The 22,658-nt window shown below is 46.3% G+C and carries 19 protein-coding genes and 1 pseudogene; 13 read left to right on the top strand and 7 right to left on the bottom strand.

Annotation, left to right across the window (positions count from 1 at the left end; genetic code table 11):
* A pseudogene (locus RID53_RS29350) lies at positions 1-102 on the bottom strand (transposase); the annotation flags it as partial.
* Positions 103-434: 332 nt separating this feature from the next.
* Between RID53_RS29350 and clpP the strand changes: the two are divergent.
* The gene (clpP, locus tag RID53_RS29345) at positions 435-1,043 is read left to right on the top strand and encodes an ATP-dependent Clp endopeptidase proteolytic subunit ClpP (protein WP_446391462.1); all 609 of its coding nucleotides are present in this window, start codon (positions 435-437) and stop codon (positions 1,041-1,043) included.
* Between the two features lie 126 nt (positions 1,044-1,169).
* Here clpP and RID53_RS29340 read toward each other — a convergent pair whose 3' ends face one another.
* The gene (locus RID53_RS29340; protein ID WP_446391461.1) at positions 1,170-2,057 is read right to left on the bottom strand and encodes a hypothetical protein; all 888 of its coding nucleotides are present in this window, start codon (positions 2,055-2,057) and stop codon (positions 1,170-1,172) included.
* Positions 2,058-2,522: 465 nt separating this feature from the next.
* Between RID53_RS29340 and RID53_RS29335 the strand changes: the two genes are divergently transcribed.
* The 4 genes from RID53_RS29335 (at position 2,523) to RID53_RS29320 (ending at position 10,142) form a co-directional block, all read left to right on the top strand.
* Positions 2,523-3,710, top strand: a complete 1,188-nt coding sequence (locus RID53_RS29335; protein ID WP_446391460.1) for an RNA-guided endonuclease InsQ/TnpB family protein — start codon at positions 2,523-2,525, stop codon at positions 3,708-3,710.
* A gap of 477 nt (positions 3,711-4,187) precedes the next feature.
* Positions 4,188-6,464 (top strand): ribonuclease R family protein, encoded by a 2,277-nt coding sequence (locus RID53_RS29330; RefSeq protein WP_446391459.1) that lies wholly within the window; start codon positions 4,188-4,190, stop codon positions 6,462-6,464.
* Positions 6,465-6,555: 91 nt separating this feature from the next.
* Positions 6,556-9,336, top strand: coding sequence for a cation-translocating P-type ATPase (locus RID53_RS29325; RefSeq protein ID WP_446391458.1), 2,781 nt, complete (start codon positions 6,556-6,558; stop codon positions 9,334-9,336).
* Between the two features lie 29 nt (positions 9,337-9,365).
* A complete protein-coding gene (locus tag RID53_RS29320) occupies positions 9,366-10,142 on the top strand; it encodes an FkbM family methyltransferase (protein ID WP_446391457.1) in 777 nt (258 codons plus the stop codon).
* A gap of 13 nt (positions 10,143-10,155) precedes the next feature.
* Here RID53_RS29320 and RID53_RS29315 read toward each other — a convergent pair whose 3' ends face one another.
* Positions 10,156-10,542 carry a ZIP family metal transporter gene (locus RID53_RS29315; RefSeq protein ID WP_446391456.1) on the bottom strand — a complete coding sequence of 129 codons (387 nt, stop codon included), beginning with the start codon at positions 10,540-10,542 and terminating at the stop codon, positions 10,156-10,158.
* 617 nt (positions 10,543-11,159) lie between these two features.
* On the opposite strand from RID53_RS29315, the gene RID53_RS29310 reads away from it, so the two are divergent.
* Positions 11,160-12,407 carry an HhoA/HhoB/HtrA family serine endopeptidase gene (locus RID53_RS29310; RefSeq protein ID WP_446391455.1) on the top strand — a complete coding sequence of 416 codons (1,248 nt, stop codon included), beginning with the start codon at positions 11,160-11,162 and terminating at the stop codon, positions 12,405-12,407.
* A 292-nt stretch (positions 12,408-12,699) separates the two neighbouring features.
* Here the strand turns inward: RID53_RS29310 and RID53_RS29305 are convergent, their stop codons facing one another.
* Positions 12,700-13,059 carry a hypothetical protein gene (locus tag RID53_RS29305; RefSeq protein ID WP_446391454.1) on the bottom strand — a complete coding sequence of 120 codons (360 nt, stop codon included), beginning with the start codon at positions 13,057-13,059 and terminating at the stop codon, positions 12,700-12,702.
* 388 nt (positions 13,060-13,447) lie between these two features.
* Between RID53_RS29305 and RID53_RS29300 the strand changes: the two genes are divergently transcribed.
* On the top strand, positions 13,448-14,356 hold the full coding sequence (locus tag RID53_RS29300) for a hypothetical protein (protein WP_446391453.1): 909 nt from the start codon (positions 13,448-13,450) through the stop codon (positions 14,354-14,356).
* Between the two features lie 200 nt (positions 14,357-14,556).
* Here RID53_RS29300 and RID53_RS29295 read toward each other — a convergent pair whose 3' ends face one another.
* On the bottom strand, positions 14,557-15,942 hold the full coding sequence (locus RID53_RS29295) for a carotenoid oxygenase family protein (protein ID WP_446391452.1): 1,386 nt from the start codon (positions 15,940-15,942) through the stop codon (positions 14,557-14,559).
* Positions 15,943-16,005: 63 nt separating this feature from the next.
* On the opposite strand from RID53_RS29295, the gene RID53_RS29290 reads away from it, so the two are divergent.
* The 5 genes from RID53_RS29290 to RID53_RS29270 all read left to right on the top strand — a co-directional run bounded on the left by RID53_RS29290 (position 16,006) and on the right by RID53_RS29270 (position 20,827).
* Entirely contained in the window at positions 16,006-16,680 is a 675-nt protein-coding gene (locus RID53_RS29290; RefSeq protein ID WP_446391451.1) for a YbhB/YbcL family Raf kinase inhibitor-like protein, read from the top strand.
* 104 nt (positions 16,681-16,784) lie between these two features.
* Complete coding sequence (locus RID53_RS29285) at positions 16,785-17,957, top strand: tetratricopeptide repeat protein (RefSeq protein WP_446391450.1); 1,173 nt, start codon at positions 16,785-16,787, stop codon at positions 17,955-17,957.
* Positions 17,958-18,578: 621 nt separating this feature from the next.
* Positions 18,579-18,908 (top strand): hypothetical protein, encoded by a 330-nt coding sequence (locus tag RID53_RS29280; protein WP_446391449.1) that lies wholly within the window; start codon positions 18,579-18,581, stop codon positions 18,906-18,908.
* Between the two features lie 420 nt (positions 18,909-19,328).
* The gene (locus RID53_RS29275) at positions 19,329-20,114 is read left to right on the top strand and encodes a PEP-CTERM sorting domain-containing protein (RefSeq protein ID WP_446391448.1); all 786 of its coding nucleotides are present in this window, start codon (positions 19,329-19,331) and stop codon (positions 20,112-20,114) included.
* 428 nt (positions 20,115-20,542) lie between these two features.
* Complete coding sequence (locus RID53_RS29270) at positions 20,543-20,827, top strand: hypothetical protein (protein WP_446391447.1); 285 nt, start codon at positions 20,543-20,545, stop codon at positions 20,825-20,827.
* A 130-nt stretch (positions 20,828-20,957) separates the two neighbouring features.
* Here the strand turns inward: RID53_RS29270 and RID53_RS29265 are convergent, their stop codons facing one another.
* Positions 20,958-21,200 (bottom strand): helix-turn-helix transcriptional regulator, encoded by a 243-nt coding sequence (locus RID53_RS29265; protein WP_044208189.1) that lies wholly within the window; start codon positions 21,198-21,200, stop codon positions 20,958-20,960.
* A 230-nt stretch (positions 21,201-21,430) separates the two neighbouring features.
* Here RID53_RS29265 and RID53_RS29260 point away from each other — a divergent pair, with 230 nt between their 5' ends.
* The gene (locus tag RID53_RS29260; protein ID WP_446391446.1) at positions 21,431-21,787 is read left to right on the top strand and encodes a hypothetical protein; all 357 of its coding nucleotides are present in this window, start codon (positions 21,431-21,433) and stop codon (positions 21,785-21,787) included.
* Positions 21,788-21,997: 210 nt separating this feature from the next.
* Here the strand turns inward: RID53_RS29260 and RID53_RS29255 are convergent, their stop codons facing one another.
* Entirely contained in the window at positions 21,998-22,240 is a 243-nt protein-coding gene (locus tag RID53_RS29255) for a helix-turn-helix domain-containing protein (RefSeq protein WP_446373628.1), read from the bottom strand.
* Positions 22,241-22,658: the final 418 nt, after the last annotated feature.

Here is a 22,658-nt window from a genome sequence, read left to right as displayed (position 1 = left end):
GTTAGAGAAGTTGTACAGATTCTTTGACTTAAATGCCAATTTATCTGCCTCCTGCCAATTGGCATGATTTCGGTTGATGATGTGTCTTTCTACCAATTTCATGAGCAGCCGCCCCCGACCATCTCTACAGAAGCCGACTCAATTTTACTATATATAGCACTACGCACACACGTTAGGACAAAATCAAGAAAAATTAAAATCGCTCAATCCCTTTTCAGGTAAGCTTTTGTCTTCACTATTGCCTATTGCCTATTGCCTATTGCCTAGCGCGTAGCGCTATATCTACAATTTTCTACAATTTAAGCAGCAACAGTTCAGAACCCCATCTTCCCCATCTCCCTCATCTTCCCCATCTCCCCCAACCCCTCCACCCCTCATCCGGCGTCAATCGCTACAATCTAGAAGAATATGAGCATAAACTTACCGTAATTGGCATGATTCCTACAGTTATCGAACAATCCGGTCGCGGTGAACGCGCCTTTGACATCTACTCTCGTCTACTGCGGGAACGCATTGTTTTTCTGGGACAACAGGTTGACTCAGATTTGGCGAACCTCATCGTGGCTCAACTCTTATTCCTGGAAGCCGATGACCCCGAAAAAGACATTTATCTCTACATCAACTCCCCAGGCGGTTCTGTAACCGCAGGAATGGGGATTTACGATACCATGAATCAAATCCGTCCCGATGTCTGCACCATCTGTGTGGGTTTGGCGGCGAGTATGGGTGCGTTTCTGCTGAGTGCTGGGGCGAAGGGTAAACGGATGAGCTTACCCCATTCCAGAATTATGATTCACCAGCCCTTAGGCGGCGCTCAAGGACAAGCGAGTGATATTGAGATTCAAGCAAAAGAAATCCTGTATCACAAACAACGGCTGAATCAGCTTCTGGCTGAACATACCGATCAACCCCTAGATCGAATTGCTGAAGATACAGAACGGGACTTCTTTATGTCAGCCGAGGAAGCCAAGGACTACCGCTTAATTGATCAAGTAATTAATCGGCGTCCTTCCGCCACCCGGACTCCCGCAACGGTGGGCTAGCCAATTTTAATTTTGGCAAGCGTGAAACCCGTCCCTACACCTCGGTCTGGGCGGGTTTTACACAAACGTTATCATCAACAGCAAGACGAAAGTGACTCAACCCGCCCCTACTTTCCTCAAATCTGATTAGTCGGGTGTCGGTTCCAATTCCAGATGATGCAAGAAGTCGAGTAACTCTTCATCGGTTAACAACTGACGCGATCGCTTACCATAAGTTTCGATCAGGTAATCTCGTCCCTGTTGATTCGTCCACCCTAGCCGTTTGAGTTCCACATTGGTTCGGGCAATAATTTCGGAAAAGTCAATGGGTGTTTCGGATTTGGGTTGACTCTGGATATCGGGTTCAGCTTCCTTTTGTGCAGGAGGTGGCGGTGGTGTTGATTCTGGCTCTAACGACGATTGAGTGACTCCCACTGGGGTTGGTGTCTCTTCCTTAAACAGAGGCGTCTCTGATGTTGATACGTCTTCCGTTAAGGAGGGCGGTTCAACGGTCTCAGGAAGTGTTACTGTCGGTTCCGGGGGGGGACTGGGTTTTGTCTTAGGGGGGGAAGGTGGTTCAACCGTCTTTGGGAGGGGTTCCGTTGGTTCAGGGGGTGGACTGGGTTTTGCCGATATCGGGTGGGTATCGATTGGACTAGGACTTGGAGTATCTTCACCCTCAGGTTTTGATACCATCCTTTTTGCCGCAAAAGCGGGAGCCGAGTTAGGAATCGACTCAGGGGATGAGGGAACCTCAGCAGCCGCCACTGATGTTTGGGTGTGGCTATGAGGTAGAGATGTTTCGGTGTCTGTAGAACTCTCCCGATCAACCGCTAAAACAGTTATCGCTCGTTGTCTGGCTTGGTCTTCTGCTAGTTCCACCGTTTGAGCCGCAGCTAGACCTGTTGATCGGGTTACGCCATCAATTTCCACACTGACGCGCACAATATACTGACCGTGATCGATCGCTAAAAGATCACTGATCAGACTCCCTTGAGGATAAGAAACTCGGAATTTATTCAATGTAGGATTCATAAAACTTGACTCAACGCGGTACATGAACAGGGTACATTTTGGACAGTTGGCATAGACAGCGACAGTAGTATTAGTACGGTGAGAGCCTGTCTGCACAAACATGTAACATAATGTTACATAGACCCGAACCACAGTCCTGGGGCTTGGGAAACTCCCTAGGACAAGAAGGGGTAAGTGCAAGCTACCCTTTAATCAACGGCGATTTAGTACAAATTTACCAATTCTTGGCGTCTGTTGCACTTCGGCATACCAACAGACATTTAACGCCACAAATGCATAACTTTTGACAGTTGACTTCCAAGGTAGGGGCACGAGAATCTACAATAATGACATACTGTCCCAGTTGAGTGTAACTCACCTACTCCGGCAAGGAAGCCCCCATTGTAATCTGTGATTCAACGCGGGGAGGAATTGCCAGTCTGTTAAAGTTTGAATTATACTCATTTTCGTGAGTTTTGGATAAACGTGAAGCAAGTATTGACAATAGTTGTAAGACTTCAACCCACCGAAGAGCAACAAAGGCTGCTCATGGAAACGGCGGGAAGTTTTGCTGCCGCTTGTAACGCGATAAATGCCACAGTTAACCCAAAGCTAACGAATCGAAATTCAATCCAGGCAGTTTGTTACCACGACATCAAAGCCCAATGGGGGCTGACATCAAACCATGTAGTGAGAGCTTGTGCCCGGGTAGCCGCCAATCGCTTAACAGCCAAACACAAAGGCAAAAAAGTGAACGCTTTTAAGCCGACAACTTTTGACTGTGATGCCAGAACATTTCAGTTTTTCGAGAAAGACTGGACAGTAAGCCTAAGCACGATTGGGAAGCGGGTAAGGTGTCTGCTTCGTGCCAGTAACTACCATCGGAACAAATTGACAGGAAAAAAACCAACCAGCGCCCAAGTTTGCCTGCATCGGGACGGGTATTGGTATGTGCATATACAACTCAAAAGTGAGCCGCCCAAACCGATTAAATCAAACATTGTGATTGGGGTAGACTTGGGACGCAGGGAGATAGCGAAAACCAGTACAGATAAAGGATGGGAGGGAAAGCAACTAAACAAGACCCGAGATAAATACACTAGAGTGAGAGCTTCTCTACAAAAGAAAGCAACCCAAGGCACAAGGACAACAAGGCGAAGATGCCGGACTGTCTTGAAACGGTTATCGGGGCGCGAGAGAAGATTTCAGAAATGGATAAACCACAATATCAGTAAATCAATCATAGAAGAAGCAAAGGCATTAAAGTCGGCGGTGGCGATTGAAGACTTAACCGGAATCCGGGAACGAACAAATGAAAAACCCAGGACAAAGAGCGAAAGAAGACGGTCAAATTCCTGGGCATTCTATCAGTTAAGGATATTCCTAGAGTACAAAGGAATAAAAGAAGGGATTGAGATGATCGCCATACCGCCAGCCTATACCAGCCAGACCTGTCATTGTTGCTTGCATATTGGACAGAGAACTAACAAGCAGTTTAAATGCACAAACTTGGTGTGTGGATGGCTAGGGGATGCGGACTTTAATGGAGCAAAAATGATTGAGTTATGGGGCTGTGCAGTAAACCAGCCTGGAGGCTCGGAACTATTGTCCTGTGCAATAGAACCAGGGCTACTAAAAGCCCACACTATACCCGGAAGGGTTGGTGTTGGGTAGTTTACGCATCCTTGCCGCAACGCGATTAAGCGAGCGAAGATCGGCAATTATCCGTAACAGGTCGTGGGTTAATAGGTGTCCGTCAACCTGAAACTGGATAGCTCAAACACTATCCGCTTGATCGCGATCGCGTCAGCAAAAGACGGTTTGATTCTGACAGATCCCATTCTGTCAGGAACCTCTCGGCTTACAGCCGTGGGCTTGAAAAAGCCCATACCTGACGAGCCTAAGACCTACATGGTCTACGTTATGCCCAAGAGTTAAAGTTCCTACCTTGGGGTGTGTGCCAGCCCTGAGCTGCTAGAACTTCAGCATTAAACAGGTGTACAGGGTTAAGCCAGTGTGCTGGAGAAAGTACCGAGGCATAACATTGGCAAGGCAAACGTTACCCCAGTTAAATGGGAGCGCCCTTCACGTGAGCGTATTGCCACTAGGCAAATTCAAGTAAACGCCGGATCAAAGAAAAAGGATTGTTGGATGGAATTTTCAATCGCTACATTACTCTCCAATTTGACCGATGACAAATCAGTCGCCCCCAAAGTTTTAGAGAAGAAACTGGGGTGTCAGGACTCCGAAAGCCTGCAAAAACTCCAGATTGCTCTGGATGTGCTGGAGAAAGTTGGCATTTTGGAAAAAGAACGAGGTCGATATCGACGAGTCTATGAAGAGGATGTGGTCGAAGCCAAACTGCGCTGCTCCAGTAAAGGATTTTGCTTTGCCATTCAAGATGTTGAAGGCGCTGATGATATTTACATTCAAAAGAATCATCTCAGTAGCGCTTGGAATGGCGATCGCGTTTTGGTGAAAGTGACCAAAGAAGGGAGTCGTCGCCGTTCTCCAGAAGGACAGGTACGCTTGATTCTCGAACGAGTTAATCCCTCGGTACTAGCACGAGTCCGACGGGCTGAAGATGGCAGTTATCACGCCGTCCCTCTGGATGACCGCCTGCTCTTTGAACTGGATTTACGACCCAATAGCGCCCCCCTAGAAGAGGCGGTGGAGCATCTGGTTCATGTGCAAGTTCTGCGCTATCCCCTGGGACAAAACCCACCCCTGGGCAAAGTGGCTCGCATCTTAGGGAGTGATGCCGAAGACGCCGCTGATACGGATATTGTCTGTTGTAAACATGACCTACGCCGTCAGTTTCCTGAACCTGTACTGCAAGCGATTGAAGCCTTACCCGACTCCCTCCGCAAAACAGACTTAAAAAAGCGCCTGGATCTGCGGAAACGACTGACGATGACGATAGAAGGCGAGTCAGCCTCCCCAGATAGCACCATTGTCGAAAATGCCTTGACCTTGGAAAAAACCAGGACTGGAAATTGGCAAGTAGGTATCCATATCGCTGATGTCGCCCATTGGATACCCCTCGATTCACCCCTGGATAGAGAGGCACGCAAGCGAGGAACGGCTGTGTATTTGGGCGATACGGTTCTTCCCCTGCTGCCGGAAAAACTCCTATCTCAAGTGTCCCTGATTCCCGGTGAAGATCGTTTAACCCAGTCCGTGCTGCTCACGTTAACGGAATCTGGACAACTGGTTGAATTTGAAATTCAACCTAGTATCATCCAAGTGGATCACCAACTCAGTTATGAACAAGCACAGGCGTTGTTGGGCGGACATGAAGAAAGCGAACCCGAACTCGCACCGATTGTAGACAAACTCAAGGAACTCTTCTTCAGCTTATCTCCAGCACTCAGAGCCGTGCGACAACAACGGGGCGCGTTTGAATTGAATGGAACACTGCCCCAAGAAGCCATTGCTCGACCCACTCCCCACAGTAAAGATGAAGGACGCCAAGGGGCGATCAAGGTTTCGGGTTCTATGCCCTTGCGATCGCTCCTGGCAGAATTGATGATCCTGGCAAATCAAGTGATAGCGTCCCATTTGCACGCCTTATCCTTGCCAGGGATTTATTGTGTGCATCCGACTCCCGATTTAGAAAAACTGGAAGATTTACTCAAGTTAGCCAACAATTTGGGACTGGATGTCGAGCAATCCTTGGAGGAAGATGTCACGTCCCAAGATTATCAGCGCTTGACCCAACTTTTGGCGAAATCAACGGCGGCTAAAGTTCTGAATCACTTACTTGAGGGAACCTTAAAACCGATCGCCTATAGTTCTAAGCCTGGATTGCACTTTGGTTTAGCCTTGGATACCAGCTATTGCCACGCTGTCTCCCCCGTATGGCGCTATGGGGATTTATTTGTTCAACGGGTTTTAGAATACACCTTTAGCGAAGGACGCGATCGCCGTACCACTCGGTCGAAAGATCGGGTGAATCTCCACCACAGTAGCGCCCATGGCAACATTAACTGGAATGTTTTACCCCCTGAGACTCAACAGGAGTTAGAAAGTCAATTAAGCACCTTGGTTCCCCATCTCAATGACCGGGAAAAACTCACCGAAGATGCGGAGATTGATTTAGAGGGCTTGAAAAAAGCCGAGCAAATGAAAGAACGCACGGGTAATGTCTTCAGTGGTTTGATTACAGGCGTGCAATCCTATGGCTTCTTTGTCGAAATTGAAGACTTGTTAGTCGAAGGATTGGTTCACGTCAGTTCCCTAAAAGATGACTGGTACGAATATCGCTCTCGTCATGCTTGTTTAGTTGGTCGCAAAAACCGCACAGCGTATCGATTGGGCGATCATGTCGAAGTTCAAGTTAAGAGTGTGGATTATTACCGTCAGCAAATTGACTTGGTAACCGTTAGTGGCGGTAGTGTGGCAAGTAATGAAGATTTAGAGGATTAAATCTTTAGTCATTGGTCATTGGCTATTTTTTGAACCGGATAAAAGACAAAGGACTAATGACAAAGGACAACGGACAAAGGACGAATGACCAATGACTACCTGGTACACCCTCAATCTTGTCGATGTTCTCAAACAGCTTAATACCGATGCCGCCATCGGGTTAAGTGAGAACGAGGCTCGTCAACGTCAGGACATCTACGGACTCAATGAGTTAACTGATCGCCCCCTGGAAAGTCCCTGGAAAATTCTCTGGGAGCAGTTTACAGCAACCGTTGTGGTGGTGTTGATTATAGCGGCGGTGATTTCGGCGGTGTTGGGTGAATATAAGGATGCGATCGCGATCTTCTCAATCGTGGTATTTAATGCCATCCTCGGTTTTCGCCAAGAATACCAAGCTGAACAGTCAATCGCAGCGCTGAAAAAGCTGGCGGTGCCGACGGTGAAAGTGCGTCGCGATGGCATCCTAGAGCAACTTTCCGCCCGTGAACTGGTGCCGGGGGATATCGTTATCCTAGAAGCCGGGAACTTAGTCCCGGCGGACTGTCGGTTGCTCGAAAGTACCAACCTCCGCACCTCAGAAGCCTCCCTCACCGGGGAATCTGAACCCATCGATAAATTTGCCCAACGGATTGCCACGGCGAATCTGCCTTTGGCAGAACGGCAGAATATGGCGTATATGGGTACAGTGATTAGTTATGGGCGGGCATTAGCCGTCGTCACCGAAACAGGCATGAAGACGGAATTGGGTCAGATTGCCAAAGCGATTCAAGGGATAGAACGGGAAGCCACCCCCCTCCAGCAACGATTAGATCAACTGGGATGGGTATTAGCGATCGCGATTTTAATTCTAGTCCTGGTTATCTTTGGGTTGGGACTACTCCAGGGGGAATCGGTTCGCTTAATGTTCCTCATGGCGGTTAGTTTAGCAGTTGCGGCGATTCCCGAAGGATTACCCGCCGTTGTCACCATCGCCTTAGCCTTGGGCGCTCAACGGATGCTGAAACAGAAAGCCCTGATTCGGAAATTACCCGCCGTAGAAACCTTGGGTTCCGTCACCACAATTTGCTCAGACAAAACCGGGACTCTCACCCAAAATCGGATGACGGTTACTCGTCTGGATTTGATTGGGCAGCAAATTGAGTTAACTATGCCAGAACTCGATGAGTTAATGATGCCCTCGGAAAAGGATGAACAGTCCCAACGGTTAAAAGAAGAACCCACAGTCGCCTTACTACTCACGGCGGCGACGCTGTGTAATGATGCGATCGCAGAGTTTCATCTGGAGCAATCCAACCCAATCCGGGTTCTCGGTGATCCCACAGAAACCGCTTTGATTGTCGCCGCCACCCGTTTTGGGTTATGGAAAACGGATATAGAACATGATTTTGAACGGATAACCGAGGTTCCCTTTGACGCGGAACGCAAGCGGATGACGACGGTTCACCCCCTTCCCACCACCCCCGATAAATGTCCAGAGGAACTAAGTTGGCTCAAGCCTTGGGAATTACTGTTTAATCATGCGCCCTATATTGCCTTTACTAAAGGTGCGGTTGATAGTCTCTTAGAGATTTCTAGCCAGGTTTGGCTCGATGATCAGATTACTCGATTAGATAATAGCAGGTATGAGCAAATTTCTCATGCCAACAACCAACTGGCTGAAAATGGAATCCGTGTCCTGGGTATCGCCGTTCGTCCCGTAGACTCTCACCTCCTCGCCACACTTCCCCTAGAACGAGACGAGGATATTCTCGAAAAAGACCTGATTTTCATCGGTATGATTGGTATGATTGATCCGCCCCGTCCAGAAGTAAAACAGGCGGTTTTGACCTGTCAGAAAGCGGGAATTCGTCCGATCATGATTACTGGCGATCATCCCCTAACCGCTCGCCATATTGCTTCAGACGTAGGTATTTCTACCAATGGTTTACTGTTAACGGGTCAGGATATGGCAAAACTATCCGCCTCAGAGTTAACCGAAAAAGTTGATCAGGTGTCTATTTATGCCAGAGTTTCGCCCCAGAACAAATTAGAAATTGTCCAAGCGCTGCAAAACCGGGGACATGTTGTGGCAATGACAGGGGATGGCGTCAACGATGCACCCGCTTTAAAAAAAGCCGAGATTGGTGTAGCCATGGGGTTGACGGGGACAGATGTGGCGAAAGAAGCCGCCGATATGGTGCTGTTGGATGATAACTTTGCCACGATTGTAGCAGCGACTCAAGAAGGACGAGTCATTTACGATAACGTCCGTAAGTTTATTAAATATACATTAACCGGGAACTGTGGTGAACTGTGGGTAATTATATTAGCGCCATTCTTAGGGATGCCTTTACCGCTACTTCCCTTACAAATTCTCTGGATTAATTTATTAGCGGATGGATTGTTAGCCTTGGCATTAGGCGTCGAACCAGCGGAGCCGAATATCATGTCCCGCCCACCTCATAATCCGCAAGAGAGTATCTTTAGTCGGGGGGTTGGTCGAGATATTGTTTGGATTGGGTTACTCCTAGGACTTGTTTTATTAGTCGTTGATTATCACTATTGGTTTACGGGTCAAGCAGCTTGGCAGACGATGGTATTTAGTATATTGGCATTTTCCCGTATCGGTTTGGCTCAAAGCATGCGATCGGAGCAAGAATCCCTATTTCGTTTAAATTTACTGTCAAATAAGCCCTTATTAGGCGCAGTTGTTTTAACCTTTTTATTACAATTGGCGGTGGTGTATGTCCCCTTCTTACAGGACATTTTTAATACCACAGGGTTGTCATTGTATGATTTAGGCATCAGTCTCGCCATGAGTACGATTGTGATTTGGGCAATGGAATTGGATAAAGGGTTGCGTCGATACAAATCTCAGAAAAACAAGATATAACAAAGATTAATTTAAGGTTGAAATTTGCTATGGAATACATCAAACATTTGCTTATTCGTACACCTTTTGAAAAACCCGCTCAGAAAATACAAAAACTACTTAAATTCAGGCGGCGTAGCCAGCGTCCTGAACTTGGTGAACTTTACATGGAACCATTGAGGATTGAGCAGGCAATGCAGCGCATCCTCTTTGATTCTGCCAACTGTTTAGATATCGGCTGTCATCTCGGCTCAACGCTCAGTGATATTCTAAGGCTAGCACCCAAGGGACATCACATAGCCTTTGAGCCAACATCCTATAAAGCACGTTGGCTGAAACAGAAATTCCCCGAAATTGAGATTAGAGACATAGCCCTTAGTGATACGTCGGGTGAAACAAAATTTTATGTCAATACTGGTCGCTCAGGTTTCAGTGGACTTGGGAAGCCTAATCCTAAGAACAAAGAAACATTTTTGGAAATCAGTATTCAATGTGAACGGTTAGACAACATTCTTAGTCCTGAGTACCGTGTGGATTTCATTAAAATTGATGTGGAAGGTTATGAATTAGCAGTGCTACGTGGAGCGGTAGATACACTGAAACGTTATCGTCCTGCTCTATTATTCGAGTGTAACAGGGCAGGATTATCTCGTTCTGGCTTCACGTCCACCCAAATATTCGAGTTTTTAACCCAACACCAATCCTATTCAGTCTTTCTGTTAAAAGATTTTCTGAAAGACAACCCGCCCCTTGACTATGAGCGATTCAATAATGCTTTGCAGTATCCGTTTCAAGCCTCTAATTTTATTGCAATAGCCAAAAATTAACTATGTAATTTAACTAAAAAATTGCCAAAAGAATGCAACGGGAAACAGGCACACCTTCAGCCCGCAAAGGTAGGGCGACAGCTATTCGTTCGGGGATATTTTGGATGCCAATTGCCAGGGCTAATAAAAGACCTAATTGGGAGGACGTTTTACCCGCACCGTAGCCAACACCCACCGCTACACCTTCAGGGAAACTATGAATAAACAACGTTCCCAGAATTAAAAGCACTCGCCGTGCGGAAGCTCCCCGGATTTCTCCAATTTTAGGTTCGCGATCGCCTAGCCAGGATTCGCTGATAATAAAAAAGATAGTACCAATAACTAACCCAATGACCCCTTGGGTGTAACCACCGCGTTGAATTGCCGGAAAAATCAGGTCAAACACCGATGCAGCAAGCATAACCCCACTGGCAAAAGCATAACCGCGTTCCGACCTTAATCCCCCCTTGCTAAGGGGGGAAATGTTCCCTCCCCTTGATAAGGGGAGGGTTAGGGTGGGGTAGAGTCAAGGTATTGCTTGGGTTTTCCGCTTAAGTTGACACCAATGACCGACGTGCGCCCAATTCAATCATAAAATCTCTCCCACAATTTTAGCTGTGTCACACCTGTAGGGATGAGTTTAGCCATTCAAGTAAGCTGGCGACTGGCGAAATGCTCAACAAAACCCGCTCTTATTCAATTTATGATGTTGGTAGGATGTCCTGATTAGGCATAATTATTTGGCACGATTGGGGTGGAGAGGGGGCGGGTTTAGATACGTTAATTCCTACAACTGTTACGTTTTTAGTAAAACCCGCCCCTACAGATTTAATCATCGCCAACTAACATCAGGCGATTTTTTTAATTAACCAGTCAGAAATTAATTCCCAAGTAGCCACAATTTCAATCGCTCTGAACTGGGTTAGCTCTAATCTAGAATATAGAACTCTTTAGACAGATGACAAATAGTGCGGTGAACAGCTAAATCTTAAACAAGAACTATACTAATCATTTGCACTATAAGGAGAATAAAGCAACATGAAATCAAAATCCTGCGATCGCCACCCCACTCGTTTTAGCCAGAAGCAACCGGAAAAGCGAACAGCCGCTCTTTACAGAGTGCTATCCCTGATTGGCACAGGGATTACCATTTTGGGTGTAGCAGGCTGCTCTAACCCCTCCACAGTCTCTTCTGAGCAACAAACCACAGCTCAAGTGGTTGAAGATGACAATGATATCCGCGATCGCGCCCTAGAGCCAACCCCTGAAGATACCAACTTTGTCGTTGATGTAGTGAACAAGGTTGAACCCGCAGTAGTACGAATTAACACCGAAAAAACCGTAGAACCCCAGATTCCCGATACCTTTAATGACCCCTTCTTCCGGCGTTTTTTTGGTGGCGCAGTTCCCCAGCCTCAAGAACGAACTGTGCGGGGTATTGGTTCGGGTTTTGTGATTAGTGATAATGGAGAAATTATCACCAATGCTCACGTCGTTAATCAAGCCGACACCGTAACCGTATCCTTTCCCGATGGTCGCACATTTGAAGGTGAAGTGTTGGGCGAAGATCCTGTCACTGATATTGCTGTAGTCAAAGTATCCGCCGACGACTTGCCAACGGTGGAACTGGGCAATTCTCAAGACTTACAAACCGGACAATGGGCGATAGCGATCGGAAATCCTTTAGGGTTACAAGAAACAGTAACCGTCGGCGTAATTAGTGGCATTGATCGGTCTAGTAGCGAAGTTGGTGTTCCTGATAAACGAATTGGCTTTATTCAAACTGACGCCGCCATTAACCCCGGTAACTCTGGTGGACCTTTACTAAATGCGCGAGGTGAAGTCATTGGCGTAAATACTGCCATTATCCAAGGAGCGCAGGGACTCGGTTTTGCTATTCCCATTGACATCGCCAAACAAATTTCTCAACAACTGATTACTCAGGGAAAAGTTGAACATCCTTACCTTGGTATTCAAATGGTAGCACTGACACCAGACATTAAACAAAAAATCAATACGAATCCCAACAATACGATGCAAGTTCAGCCAGATGAAGGCATCCTGATTGTTCGGGTTATGCCCAATTCTCCGGCTGATGAAGCGGGATTGGAAGCAGGTGATGTTATCCAAGCAATTGACAATCAATCTGTGACCGAGGCGGAAACCGTTCAACAGTTAGTTGAAGCAAATGGCGTCGATAATCCCTTACCTTTAGAAGTGCAACGGAATGGTGACACCTTGGAATTGACAGTAATACCCGAACCTCTACCACCTGGAAATGAATGATATCATGTCTGATAGAATATGGATATTTTAGTTATATCCTCAGCCAGGTCAGACCAGATTTCATTGAGGGGCAAAATACCAGGACACTTGCTCCACACTCTAATCACAACGAGTCACCCGAGTCCGAATCGCGTCACGAGTTTCTAAAGGGCAGGGAGATATATTCACTGTAAAAAATATTTTTAATGCTAATAAATCAGTTGGTTTTAACCAACTTAAGCTATAAGCCAAGAACTTGAGTTCTTGGCGGACGGGTGAAAGCGAACCTGTTTAATATAACCTAAAACAGATTTCAACTTACGCCCCCGGCTTCCCCTTTTTCAGTAACATCCACATCAACCTCTTGGAATTCTCCCGCTTTAGGGACATCCGTTTTCATTTTCAGTTGCCCTAAACCCATCACATTCACACTAACTTCTAACGATACATTTTCCGTCGGAATATCTTTTTCAATAACCCGTTTACTAGCAATTTGCATCACATTGACAGCGCGATCAACTGCCGTTGTTATCGCCTCCTCAGACAGCTCTGACGCTTTATCTTGAGTCGTATTGGTAATCTGTTCTTTAACCTGTTGTCCTTTTTCTTCCAGCGTATTCGTGACTTGATTCACTACATTTTTCCCTTTCTCTTGAAGGTTTTGCAAATCCATACCTATCTCTTTAGCTTAATCAAACGATTGAATCTAGTATAAGTATTATACGTTTGTTCCACCTCATCCTAGAGTTATACTATCAGTCGTACCCTAAGTGATATGTTGCACTAATTGCAATCGGCTTAGTATGACCTAAATTAGGCGGCAGCAGTAAGCCTCAAAACCTTGAGCAATGGAGCATTACACTACCCTTCGGAAACACTACGCGAACGATCTCCTCGCCCTACTGGTTACTGGCGTGGCACATCTAAGCAAGATGAATTAACCTGACACCCGGAAACCGTAGGGGCGCACAGACGTGCGCCCGATTCAATGGTGAAATCTATTCCACAATTTTAGCTGTGTCACACCACGACAGTTTTACTTATTGAGAATGGTGCAAGAGTTGAATATAACCCAGACACGCTATAACAAGTCTCTTCTACACTCCGGGAATACACAGGATCATACAGGTGCTGAATTTTTTGAGGCGGATATATTATGGAACAAACTGAGTAAACAAACGTCTATCTATCCTGAGAAATTAGTTAACAATTATTCTCTAATGCCAACGCCATCAAAAGTAGCTCAATATACTCTTTTTCTACTGGTAACCCTGATTAGCTCTCTCAGTTTTATCGTTAAATCGCCCCCCAGTATCGGACAAATTAAGGCAGAAAGGATAGAGCAAAACGAGCCAAAAACTCAATCAATTCCGACCCAGTTTATCGTTGACTCTCTGGACTTTGCCCAAGGTTCGCCACCAGCTAGCCGAAACGCCTCAGCTATTCCTGAATCGGTTGAAATCGTTTCCGATGGCACACAACTGCAATGGGAATGGCAAGGAGAGACGTATAGCATTAACGTTAATGAGCTAAACGTGCGGCTGATGAATAGCGTCGATCCTGAAACCTACAATCCGGTTGAAAAAGTCATGAGGGGTCAACGTTTCGTCAGAGATAGCATCAGCGTTGATCCCAAAACAGGTAACATTGCTGTTGGCGTAGTTCTCGATTATTTTGCGGCGACGAATTTTAGTGCCGTTTTCATTATCGATCCTCAACCGGGTGCTTACGCCATTTATCGAGTCCAAGTACCAGGTTCTCAATCCTTACCGGATGAATTTTCTACCTATTCGTTGGATACCATTGGCTATGTGAGGTTCTTAGAGGGAGACTTATTAATCAAGCATGGAGATGCATCAGGTACAACAGCAGTATTAGTGTTCAAACCAGCCAATACTCCAGCGATGGACTATGCAGGTTGTGTTGATCTCCAGATTGGCGAAAGCCGTAGCGTTTGTCCAAAAAACTAATAGTAACGTCCTTGATACGTCGGTGACTGAAAGTCATAGTTACACAAACTTGCCTCCGCCTGCGCGGACTGAGTTATAAAGGGGAATATGAAATTTGAAAGCACATAACTCTCAAGACATTCACCCTGTAGGGGCGGGTTTAGCCGTTAAAAAGATGGGCTTACCGATAACATTTCAACAAAACCCGCCCTTACCTAAGCTTAAATTAAATGAATTAACTGTTCTTGAGTCACCCAAGTCCCATGAAACCCATAGGGAACTCGTTGAGGGATCAAAACCCGCGCCACAGGTTCCCCTGTCAAATCTTGAGCATTTAACACCACCAGTTCAGAGGTTCCTGAATTTTCATCATGGACAAACGTGACAAGCCAGCCATCATCTTCAGCCGTTCCCTGGGGACGCGGCGCAAATACCACCTCACCGCCATAACGTCCCGCCCCATAGCTATGAACCTGGGAGGTATCATTGCTAAAGTCATATTTAATCACACCCTCAAACAATGGCATCGGATTATCTGCAATCTTTGCCGTGTAACCATAGCGCATTTTGCGTCCGATTAACTGCTCATTAATGCGAGGAAACTCGGAGAGGCGTTCATCTATTAGCCCTTCTTGCACATTACCTGTGCGAAGGTTAAACCGCCACTGATACAACCGAGGCTTATTTGAATCCGGATCACTCCCTGTTTTCTCCGAAGCGGTTAACACAGTGCATGAACTCATCCGACAAGCAATCAGTACCACCTCATCCCCTTCCTGATAAGCATTCAGAATATGAAAGGCATAGCAGGACGGACTTTCAAACCAACGGATATTACTGTTGTCACCGTGACGGGGAACAATACCGAACCGACTGGGACGTTCAGATTTAAACTGAAGCATAGCCTCTCCCTGGGGATTAAACACCATCGGCAGATCCATAAACAGGGTGTAATCTTGGGTAATGGCAAAATCATGCATCATTACAGGTTCAGGCAAGTCAATTGGCACAGTACGCACCAATTCACCCGATCGCGAAACAATGCTATAGGTTAAGAAGGGTGGCTGGGGAGAGTAGCCAAAAAACATCATTTCGCCTGTGACTGGATCAATCTTGGGATGTGCTGTGAAGGCAGAGGCTAACTTATCCTCGAAGGTATAAGCCCCAATCGTCTCTAATTCCGGAAGCTTAATCCCATAGGGTTCTCCCCCTTCGTACAGCGCTAGAAAATGACCCGAATGCCAAATAACCGAGGTATTGGCTCTATTTGTCAACGAGGGTGAGGACTCCTGATTCTGAACTGATGCGGTTAACCCCTCAAGAGGCTGACCTGTTTCTCGCTCTTTTTCAAACCTGGGAGTCCGGATATAGCGATCGCGGTAAGAGGCTTTACCATGACGAATGTGTACTCCATGTAACATCCCATCGCCGCCAAACCAGTGATAGTTCTCGCTAGAGGGAAACTGAGGATTTGGACCATTGCGGACAAACATCCCCGATAAGTCCTGAGGAAGTTCACCAATCACGGTTAGTTCATCCGCCGTGATTTCATTCTGGACTGGGGCAAAGTTTCCTGCTAAAAAGGGATTGACGGTTGTTGTACTCATGTTGTCACCTACCATTAGAAGATTTTTGCCACTATCTTCTATTGTGTCTTGCCCATAGAAAATATGGCCAACTTCTCTAACTCCTCCACACCGACAAAGCCGTTCGCGTCTTTCCGCCGTTTACTCCCAACGTGGCAGAAAAATCCTAATGCTTTGGGTAGACGAGTCTTTCTGCGACAAAGTGTTAATTTACTGGGGTTGTTGGGATTATCTCTGGTGGGTTGCCGCTCGGAGAATCCCAAGTCCACGTCCACAGACTCGCAAACCCCATCATCTACACCCATGAACCTGGAAAGTCAAGCCTTTAACGCCAACGAGATGATTCCTTCCCAGTACACCTGTGATGGAGAAGAGATTTCTCCTGAACTCCACTGGGATGCACCCCCCACAGGAACCCAGAGCCTTGCGTTAATTGTCGATGACCCCGATGCGCCTGGGCAAACCTTTGTTCACTGGGTTGTCTATGATATTCCCCCAGAAACTCGCCAGTTACCTCAAGGAATTCCGGCGCAAGAGCCACTACCGAAGGGTGGAACTCAAGGTAAGAATGATTTTGGTAATTTAGGGTATGGGGGGCCATGTCCTCCCAGTGGCATCCACCGTTACTTTTTTAAACTCTATGCCCTTGACCGCACACTGAAATTAGACGCCGGGGCAACCAAAGAGCAGCTTCAAGCGGCGATGAGTGGTCATATTCTGGCTTCTTCAGAACTGATTGGACGCTATGCACGTACCTGATTGGGTTAAAGTTATGGGTTTTCTCTGCTACAATCCTCTTTGTTCAAAATTTCTGCTGGAAAACTGGCACTGAACCCTAGAATATGCCTCTTGAGGATGTCCTGATGCCTAGCTCTGGTTGGCGTAAACCAAAACCATTACACTCCATCGCGACGAGAAGATTAGCTGTGTCCAAGCCGACTCTATTTCTGATGAGTAGCCTATTCGTCACTGGGCTGACGATAACCCTAACGCCTGTGGCGGGGGTCAGTCAACCCCAGCTATTTAGCCAGCTACAGCCGGAACAACAGCGACTGCGTGAGTTACTCCGCCAAGCGCGAGACTTAGTGGATGCGGGAAATTATCCTCAGGCGATCGCAACCTATCAACAAGCGGCTAATCTAGATCGAGATAATGCCAAGATTTTCTCCGGAATCGGTTATCTCCAGGCGCGTCAGGGGAACTTCCGAGAAGCGGCGAGGGCGTATCAACAGGCAATTGCCCTGGAGCCGAATAATGCAGAATTTCAGTATGCTCTCGGTTACAGTTTAGCCAATGCCGGAGAGAATGCACCAGCAGCAGAGGCTTATCGTCAAGCCCTAAGGCGCGATCGTAACCATATTAACTCCTATTGGGGATTGGGGGTCGTCCTCTTGCGTCAAAAGGACTATGACGGAGCCATCCAAGTTTACCGCCAAGTCATCAGTCTTCAACCCAAGAATGCTCAGGCACACCAGTTACTAGGTACCGTTTTTCTCCAGCAGGGGCGTCCCCAAGAGGCGATTAAAGCACTCCAACAAGCTGAATCCTTAGCGCCTCTGGATAGTAATATTCAGCTTACATTGGGTATGGCTTGGTTGAGTCAGGGCGATATCGACACCGCACTGAAGGTTTTTGACCGAGCGGCAAAACTAGAACCCAATAATAGTCAAGTTTATCTGCAAATTGGCAAAATCCTCCAAGCTCAAGAAGATTTCGTCGGTGCATTGAAAGCCTTTCAAAGAGCCGTGGCGGTTCAATCAGACTTAGTTGAAGCTCAAGCCGCTATTGGTGATATTTTACTCACCGAGGGAAATTACTTAGAAGCCATTGTCGCCTATCGACGCTTAATTGAAATTGCCCCCCAAGATGCCCAAGCCCACTATAATTTAGGATTAGCATTAAAAGGACGAGAGCGCATAGCAGAAGCGATTACGGCTGTGGAAAAAGCGCGTGATCTCTTCCGGCGTCAGGACAATCGCGATGGTGTCAAGAAAGCCGAATCATTGCTGCGAGATTTAAAGAAAGCGCGACGTTAAACTAAGTTGAATGTCACTGACTTAAGGCTGCTACTCCCGGTGGGCAATGCCCACCCTACGGTATATCAAAGGTTTTGGCGATCTCAAATGCTTATTTGAGGGTCACTTACATCTTTTCAGGGGCAAAGCAAATTGTATAGCACTACGCACACACGTTAGGACAAAAGAAGAAAAATTTAAATCGCTCAACACCTCGGCTTCGCTCGGTGTTGCCCATTGCCCATTGCCCATTGCCCATTGCCCATTGCCCATTGCCCATTGCCTAGCGCGTAGCGCTATAGTAGCGTGACACACCGAGTTTTATGAATGACGCTTACGCCCGCAAACCTTAGGGGCGCAAAGCCTTGCGTCCGATTGAACTTAAAGTTGATAATTGCCATAAATTTACTTGTCTTGACTTTTAAATTTATCGTTTTTTCAACACAAATTAAACTGAAATTCATATTTACTTAGAATTTACAAATCTATAAGCCTTGCTGAATCTTCTGTAAAATCCTTCAATCTCTATAGACAAGACAATTACGGATTCAGTAAAGTAGAAAACGATAAGGGATTACTACTTATTAAGTTTTTAAGCCAGAGTACCCTGAGTTTTCTAAACCTATTCCCCCTCTATTGAACATGAAACAACTACCTTTACGTCTCCTAAGTTCCAGCTTACTCGCTACCAGCATTACCCTCATGTCTGGCTTTGTTTCAGCCAATGCAGTACAAGCCTCACCTATTTCCTTTGATAACACCAGCACATCAACAAATACACTTACCCATGACGCTTCCGCTCAAGTAAATGAGGCAAATAGGAGATTACTCATTAGCACTATGCCTCATATTCCTGAGCATAATCCTAATCATGATCATGGTTCTACGTCCCAACCCACTATGCTAATAAGTTTTATCTTAATCATTGGTTCTATCGCTGCCACAGCCGCACGTTATCGGCAGTCTTGCTAAATATTGCCATGTTTGTCGGTTAGCTGATAAGGGTTAGAAGTTAAATAATGCTTCTTACCCTTTTCTTTGTATTTGTGAAGGAGCAAAGCTGTAGGGGCGGGTTTTACTGAGAACGTTCCGTCGATGTCCAAGAATTTGACTAAACCTGCCCTTCTAGAGGAGTAAGGAGGGGTTTTAGGTTTAGGTGTTTTTACGGATGAAAAGGATTGGCGGAGGCAATATACTGTATTTTATTCCTTTCTATTTATCATAGCTTTATAAATGAATCCGTTTTACTAAAGTTCTCATAAACTTGGATACTTTTTATAGACAACACCGTCAAACAGTCAGTAACGTAGTAAATAAGAACCAGGTACTGAGTCTTCTGCCATCGTAAACAAGTCCAACACGTTTTCTAGTCCACAAGTAAAGTAAAAGAACATGACAACCTTCACCTCTCGTTTACTGGGTTCCGGCTTACTCGCTACAAGCATTGCTCTCGCGTCCTCTTTAGTTGCAGCCAACGCCGCACAAGCCTTAACCATTAACTTTGATAGCACCAGTACCTCAACCAATAACTTAGCCACAGGTGCTTCGGCTCAGGTAGACTTTGATTTCGTTGATGTTGAAGGGGGTGGTGTTCAGCTAGATTTAACCTTACTCAATACCACAGGTCAACTGGATGATTCTTTTGGGTTAGGAGCCACTGACTCGGAATTTGTCGCCTTTGGATTTGATGTGTCTGATTCGATTTCATCCTACACCTACAATAGTCTGAGTAGTCCCTTTATTCGGCTTTTTGGGAATGACAGTTTAACTTCAGATACTGTGGAGGATGCTGCGGTAATTAGTGGTGCTGGTGGTCAAAATGTCTTTGACATTGGCATTCGCGTTGCTGGCTCAGGAACGTTTAGTGGTGGAAACCCAAATGGTGGACTCAATCCAGGACAGTCTGCACAAGTTAGATTCATCCTCGATACAAGTGATAATGCACAAGCGGTTGAACAAGCGTTTGCGAATTTATTTAATGGTGAAGAATTCCGCGCTGTGGCTCGCTTCCAGGATGTCAATGCTGGAGGGGGTTCTGACAAGTTACTGGTTAATAGAATTCCCAACGCTGATCCTGATGATAATGGTGACGTATCTGTCCCCGAACCCGGTACGCTGGCAGGTTTAGCCTTAATTGGGGGTTCCTTAGCCGCAGCGCGTCGCCGCAAGTCTTGCTAAGTATTTAATTGTTAATCGGCTGGTTGATGGGGTTAGAAGTTTAGATAGACTTCCAACCCCTTTTTTTTGGGATGATAATTTGCCAGAATCTACGATCCCATGAGCCAGATTTTAACATTGGAATTGAGTGATCAGATTTTCACCGTGATTCAGCACTTAAACCTTAAACTCCGGCGATTAAAATCGCGGCTATACAAACAAAGTCCGCCTACGCGGATTCACGAAAAACCAGGGGTGTGGAAACCCGCGCAGGCGGGTCTCGTAGCCCCTCTTTCGTTATAGCAAATCGCTCTGGTGTATTTACAACTTCCTTACCTGAAACTGAGTCCAGATGGGATGTTCGTACAAACAAAGTGTAACTAGACCAGCGCGAAGCGCTATAATAAGGAATTTTTCAGTATATATGTATGCTAAGGAGCGTGAATATTATGAAACCTGAAGCTTTGAAAAAACGATTGGATAAAAACCGTCCGATGACCAGTATCACCATTCGCATTCCTGAAGATGTGGTAGAGGATCTCAAGCGAGTGGCTCCATTACTGGGATTTTCGGGTTATCAACCCTTAATCCGCGCTTATATTGGTCAGGGGCTACGAGCTGATCTGGAGCGATTAGAAGGGGATACGGTTTCTGCTTTGATTGCTAGTCTAAAGCGTCGCGGCGTGAGTGATGAAGTGATTCATGAAGCACTCAGCGAAGTGGCTCAAAACTGAATCGGATTGGATCTGATTGGAGAGGCGATCGCACTCTCCACTCCAAAACACGCGATCGCATACCGTCTCTCAGTCTTGCTCTATCCCTTTTGCTGCCTAGTCTTGAGACACCCGATGAACTGATACCGCCTCAATCGATATCGTCGGGTAAGTCATCAATTGACATTCCTGCTTGTTCGAGAAGTTCTTTGAGGCGTTTGATTTGTCCTAAAGTCAGCCTCAGCTTGTGTTCCCCTCTTTCGTGACGTCCAATGGTTCTGGTTGTTGTCCCCAGTTCACGCGCAAATTCTTCCTGAGTCATATTTAGGCGTTCACGAACTTGTCTAAGAGTTGGCAAGTGAGGGTTGCTATTCCAATCTGTATCGTCTACCATTTTAATCAGCAAAGGACAACTTGTCCTAATTGGACAACAAAAAGGATGGGGAAACGTTTGGGGAAGTCCCAATACTTCCTGTTTCCCTATCTGTCTATGGGTAGTTTCTCACACCTCAATGGCTTCGCCTGCAAGCTGAAGGCGACAGGATTGTTGCGTCTTTTCGTTCTGATGGGTTCAACTGTCGTAAACAACCACGTCGCTTGTCTTGGCACATTCGCAAAGATTCAGTGACTTATCGGTTAACTTGGCTACCCGCGCCAATCAATGAGTGGAGTTTGTTACCCAATGATGGAACGCCACAGCGAGAGCGACTTTTAGCGATGATTCGTTCTATTTTGGAGCATCGGAGATGTGGGCGCACAGCCGAACCATCACCCAAGTCTAACCAAAGCTTTTGGCAACAACAAAATTATCCTTGGACACTGGTGAGGCTTTTGCCGAATGCTCAACATTATACGGTGGCTCGCTTCTACAGTCGCACAGAAGCCCAGAATCACCAACGCTTTCTGGCAAAATGGATGCCTGATGCACAGTTTGAGGTGGTTTTCGATGTAGATGCGGTGACTTCTACCGCTCAAGAGTGACATTTTATCCCATTTGGGTAGGGGCGCAAGGACCTGCGCCCTCTAAGGTTGCGATTCTCACCGATAATTTGATGGGCGTATGCCAGGAAGCGCCTACAGTCATATTGTTTTGGAATATGGGAAGGATTGGCGCGATCGCACACCTTCTTTTCGTCTTACTCTATCGCTGTTGCTGCCTAGTCTTGAGACACCCGATGAACTGATATTATCTCAATCGATATCGTCGGGTAAGTCATCGATTGACATTCCCACCTGTTCTAGGAGTTCTTTGAGGCGTTTAACCTGACTCACAGAAAACCTAATTTTGTGTTGCCCCCGTTCGTGGCGGCTGATTGTATTCGCTGCCATTCCTAGTGCTTTCCCGAATTCCTCTTGGGTCAAACCCAAGCGTAGGCGAATTTCTTTTAAGCTTGGCACATTAGGGTTGATATTTTGATTTCTATCGTTTACCATCTTAGGTGACTCTACAACTTGTAGAGTTAAACAACATGAGCATGGATGGGGAAACTTTCTGGAGGTAGTTTTCCTGTTTCGTTTCCCCTTCCTCACTCTATGAAGCGTATAGCAAACTTGGTTTTCTACAAAGTGTAGGGAGTCAGATAGCGCCAGACGCTGAAAGTTCATGCTGCAACAGTTGATGCGGCTAGCTTGAGGGGGCTTTGAGTCCATTTCAATGGACTTGAGCTATGAGCCGTGGAATTGATTCCACGGCGGGGTTAGGCTAGCTACTTTTAATATCGAATCCGGTTGATTGCACATAGTATGATAGTCCACAGGTGCAATTATCGCTGGTGGTCATGCCAAAACGGATCACGATTGCCAACTAGAGCGCTCCTTAGCGTAATCATGATGGGGGTAAAGCATGAGAAAA

It is taken from the genome of Coleofasciculus sp. B1-GNL1-01, from assembly GCF_040220235.1.
GTDB lineage: Bacteria > Cyanobacteriota > Cyanobacteriia > Cyanobacteriales > Coleofasciculaceae > Coleofasciculus.
This window is presented reverse-complemented; position numbering and strand designations above follow the sequence as displayed.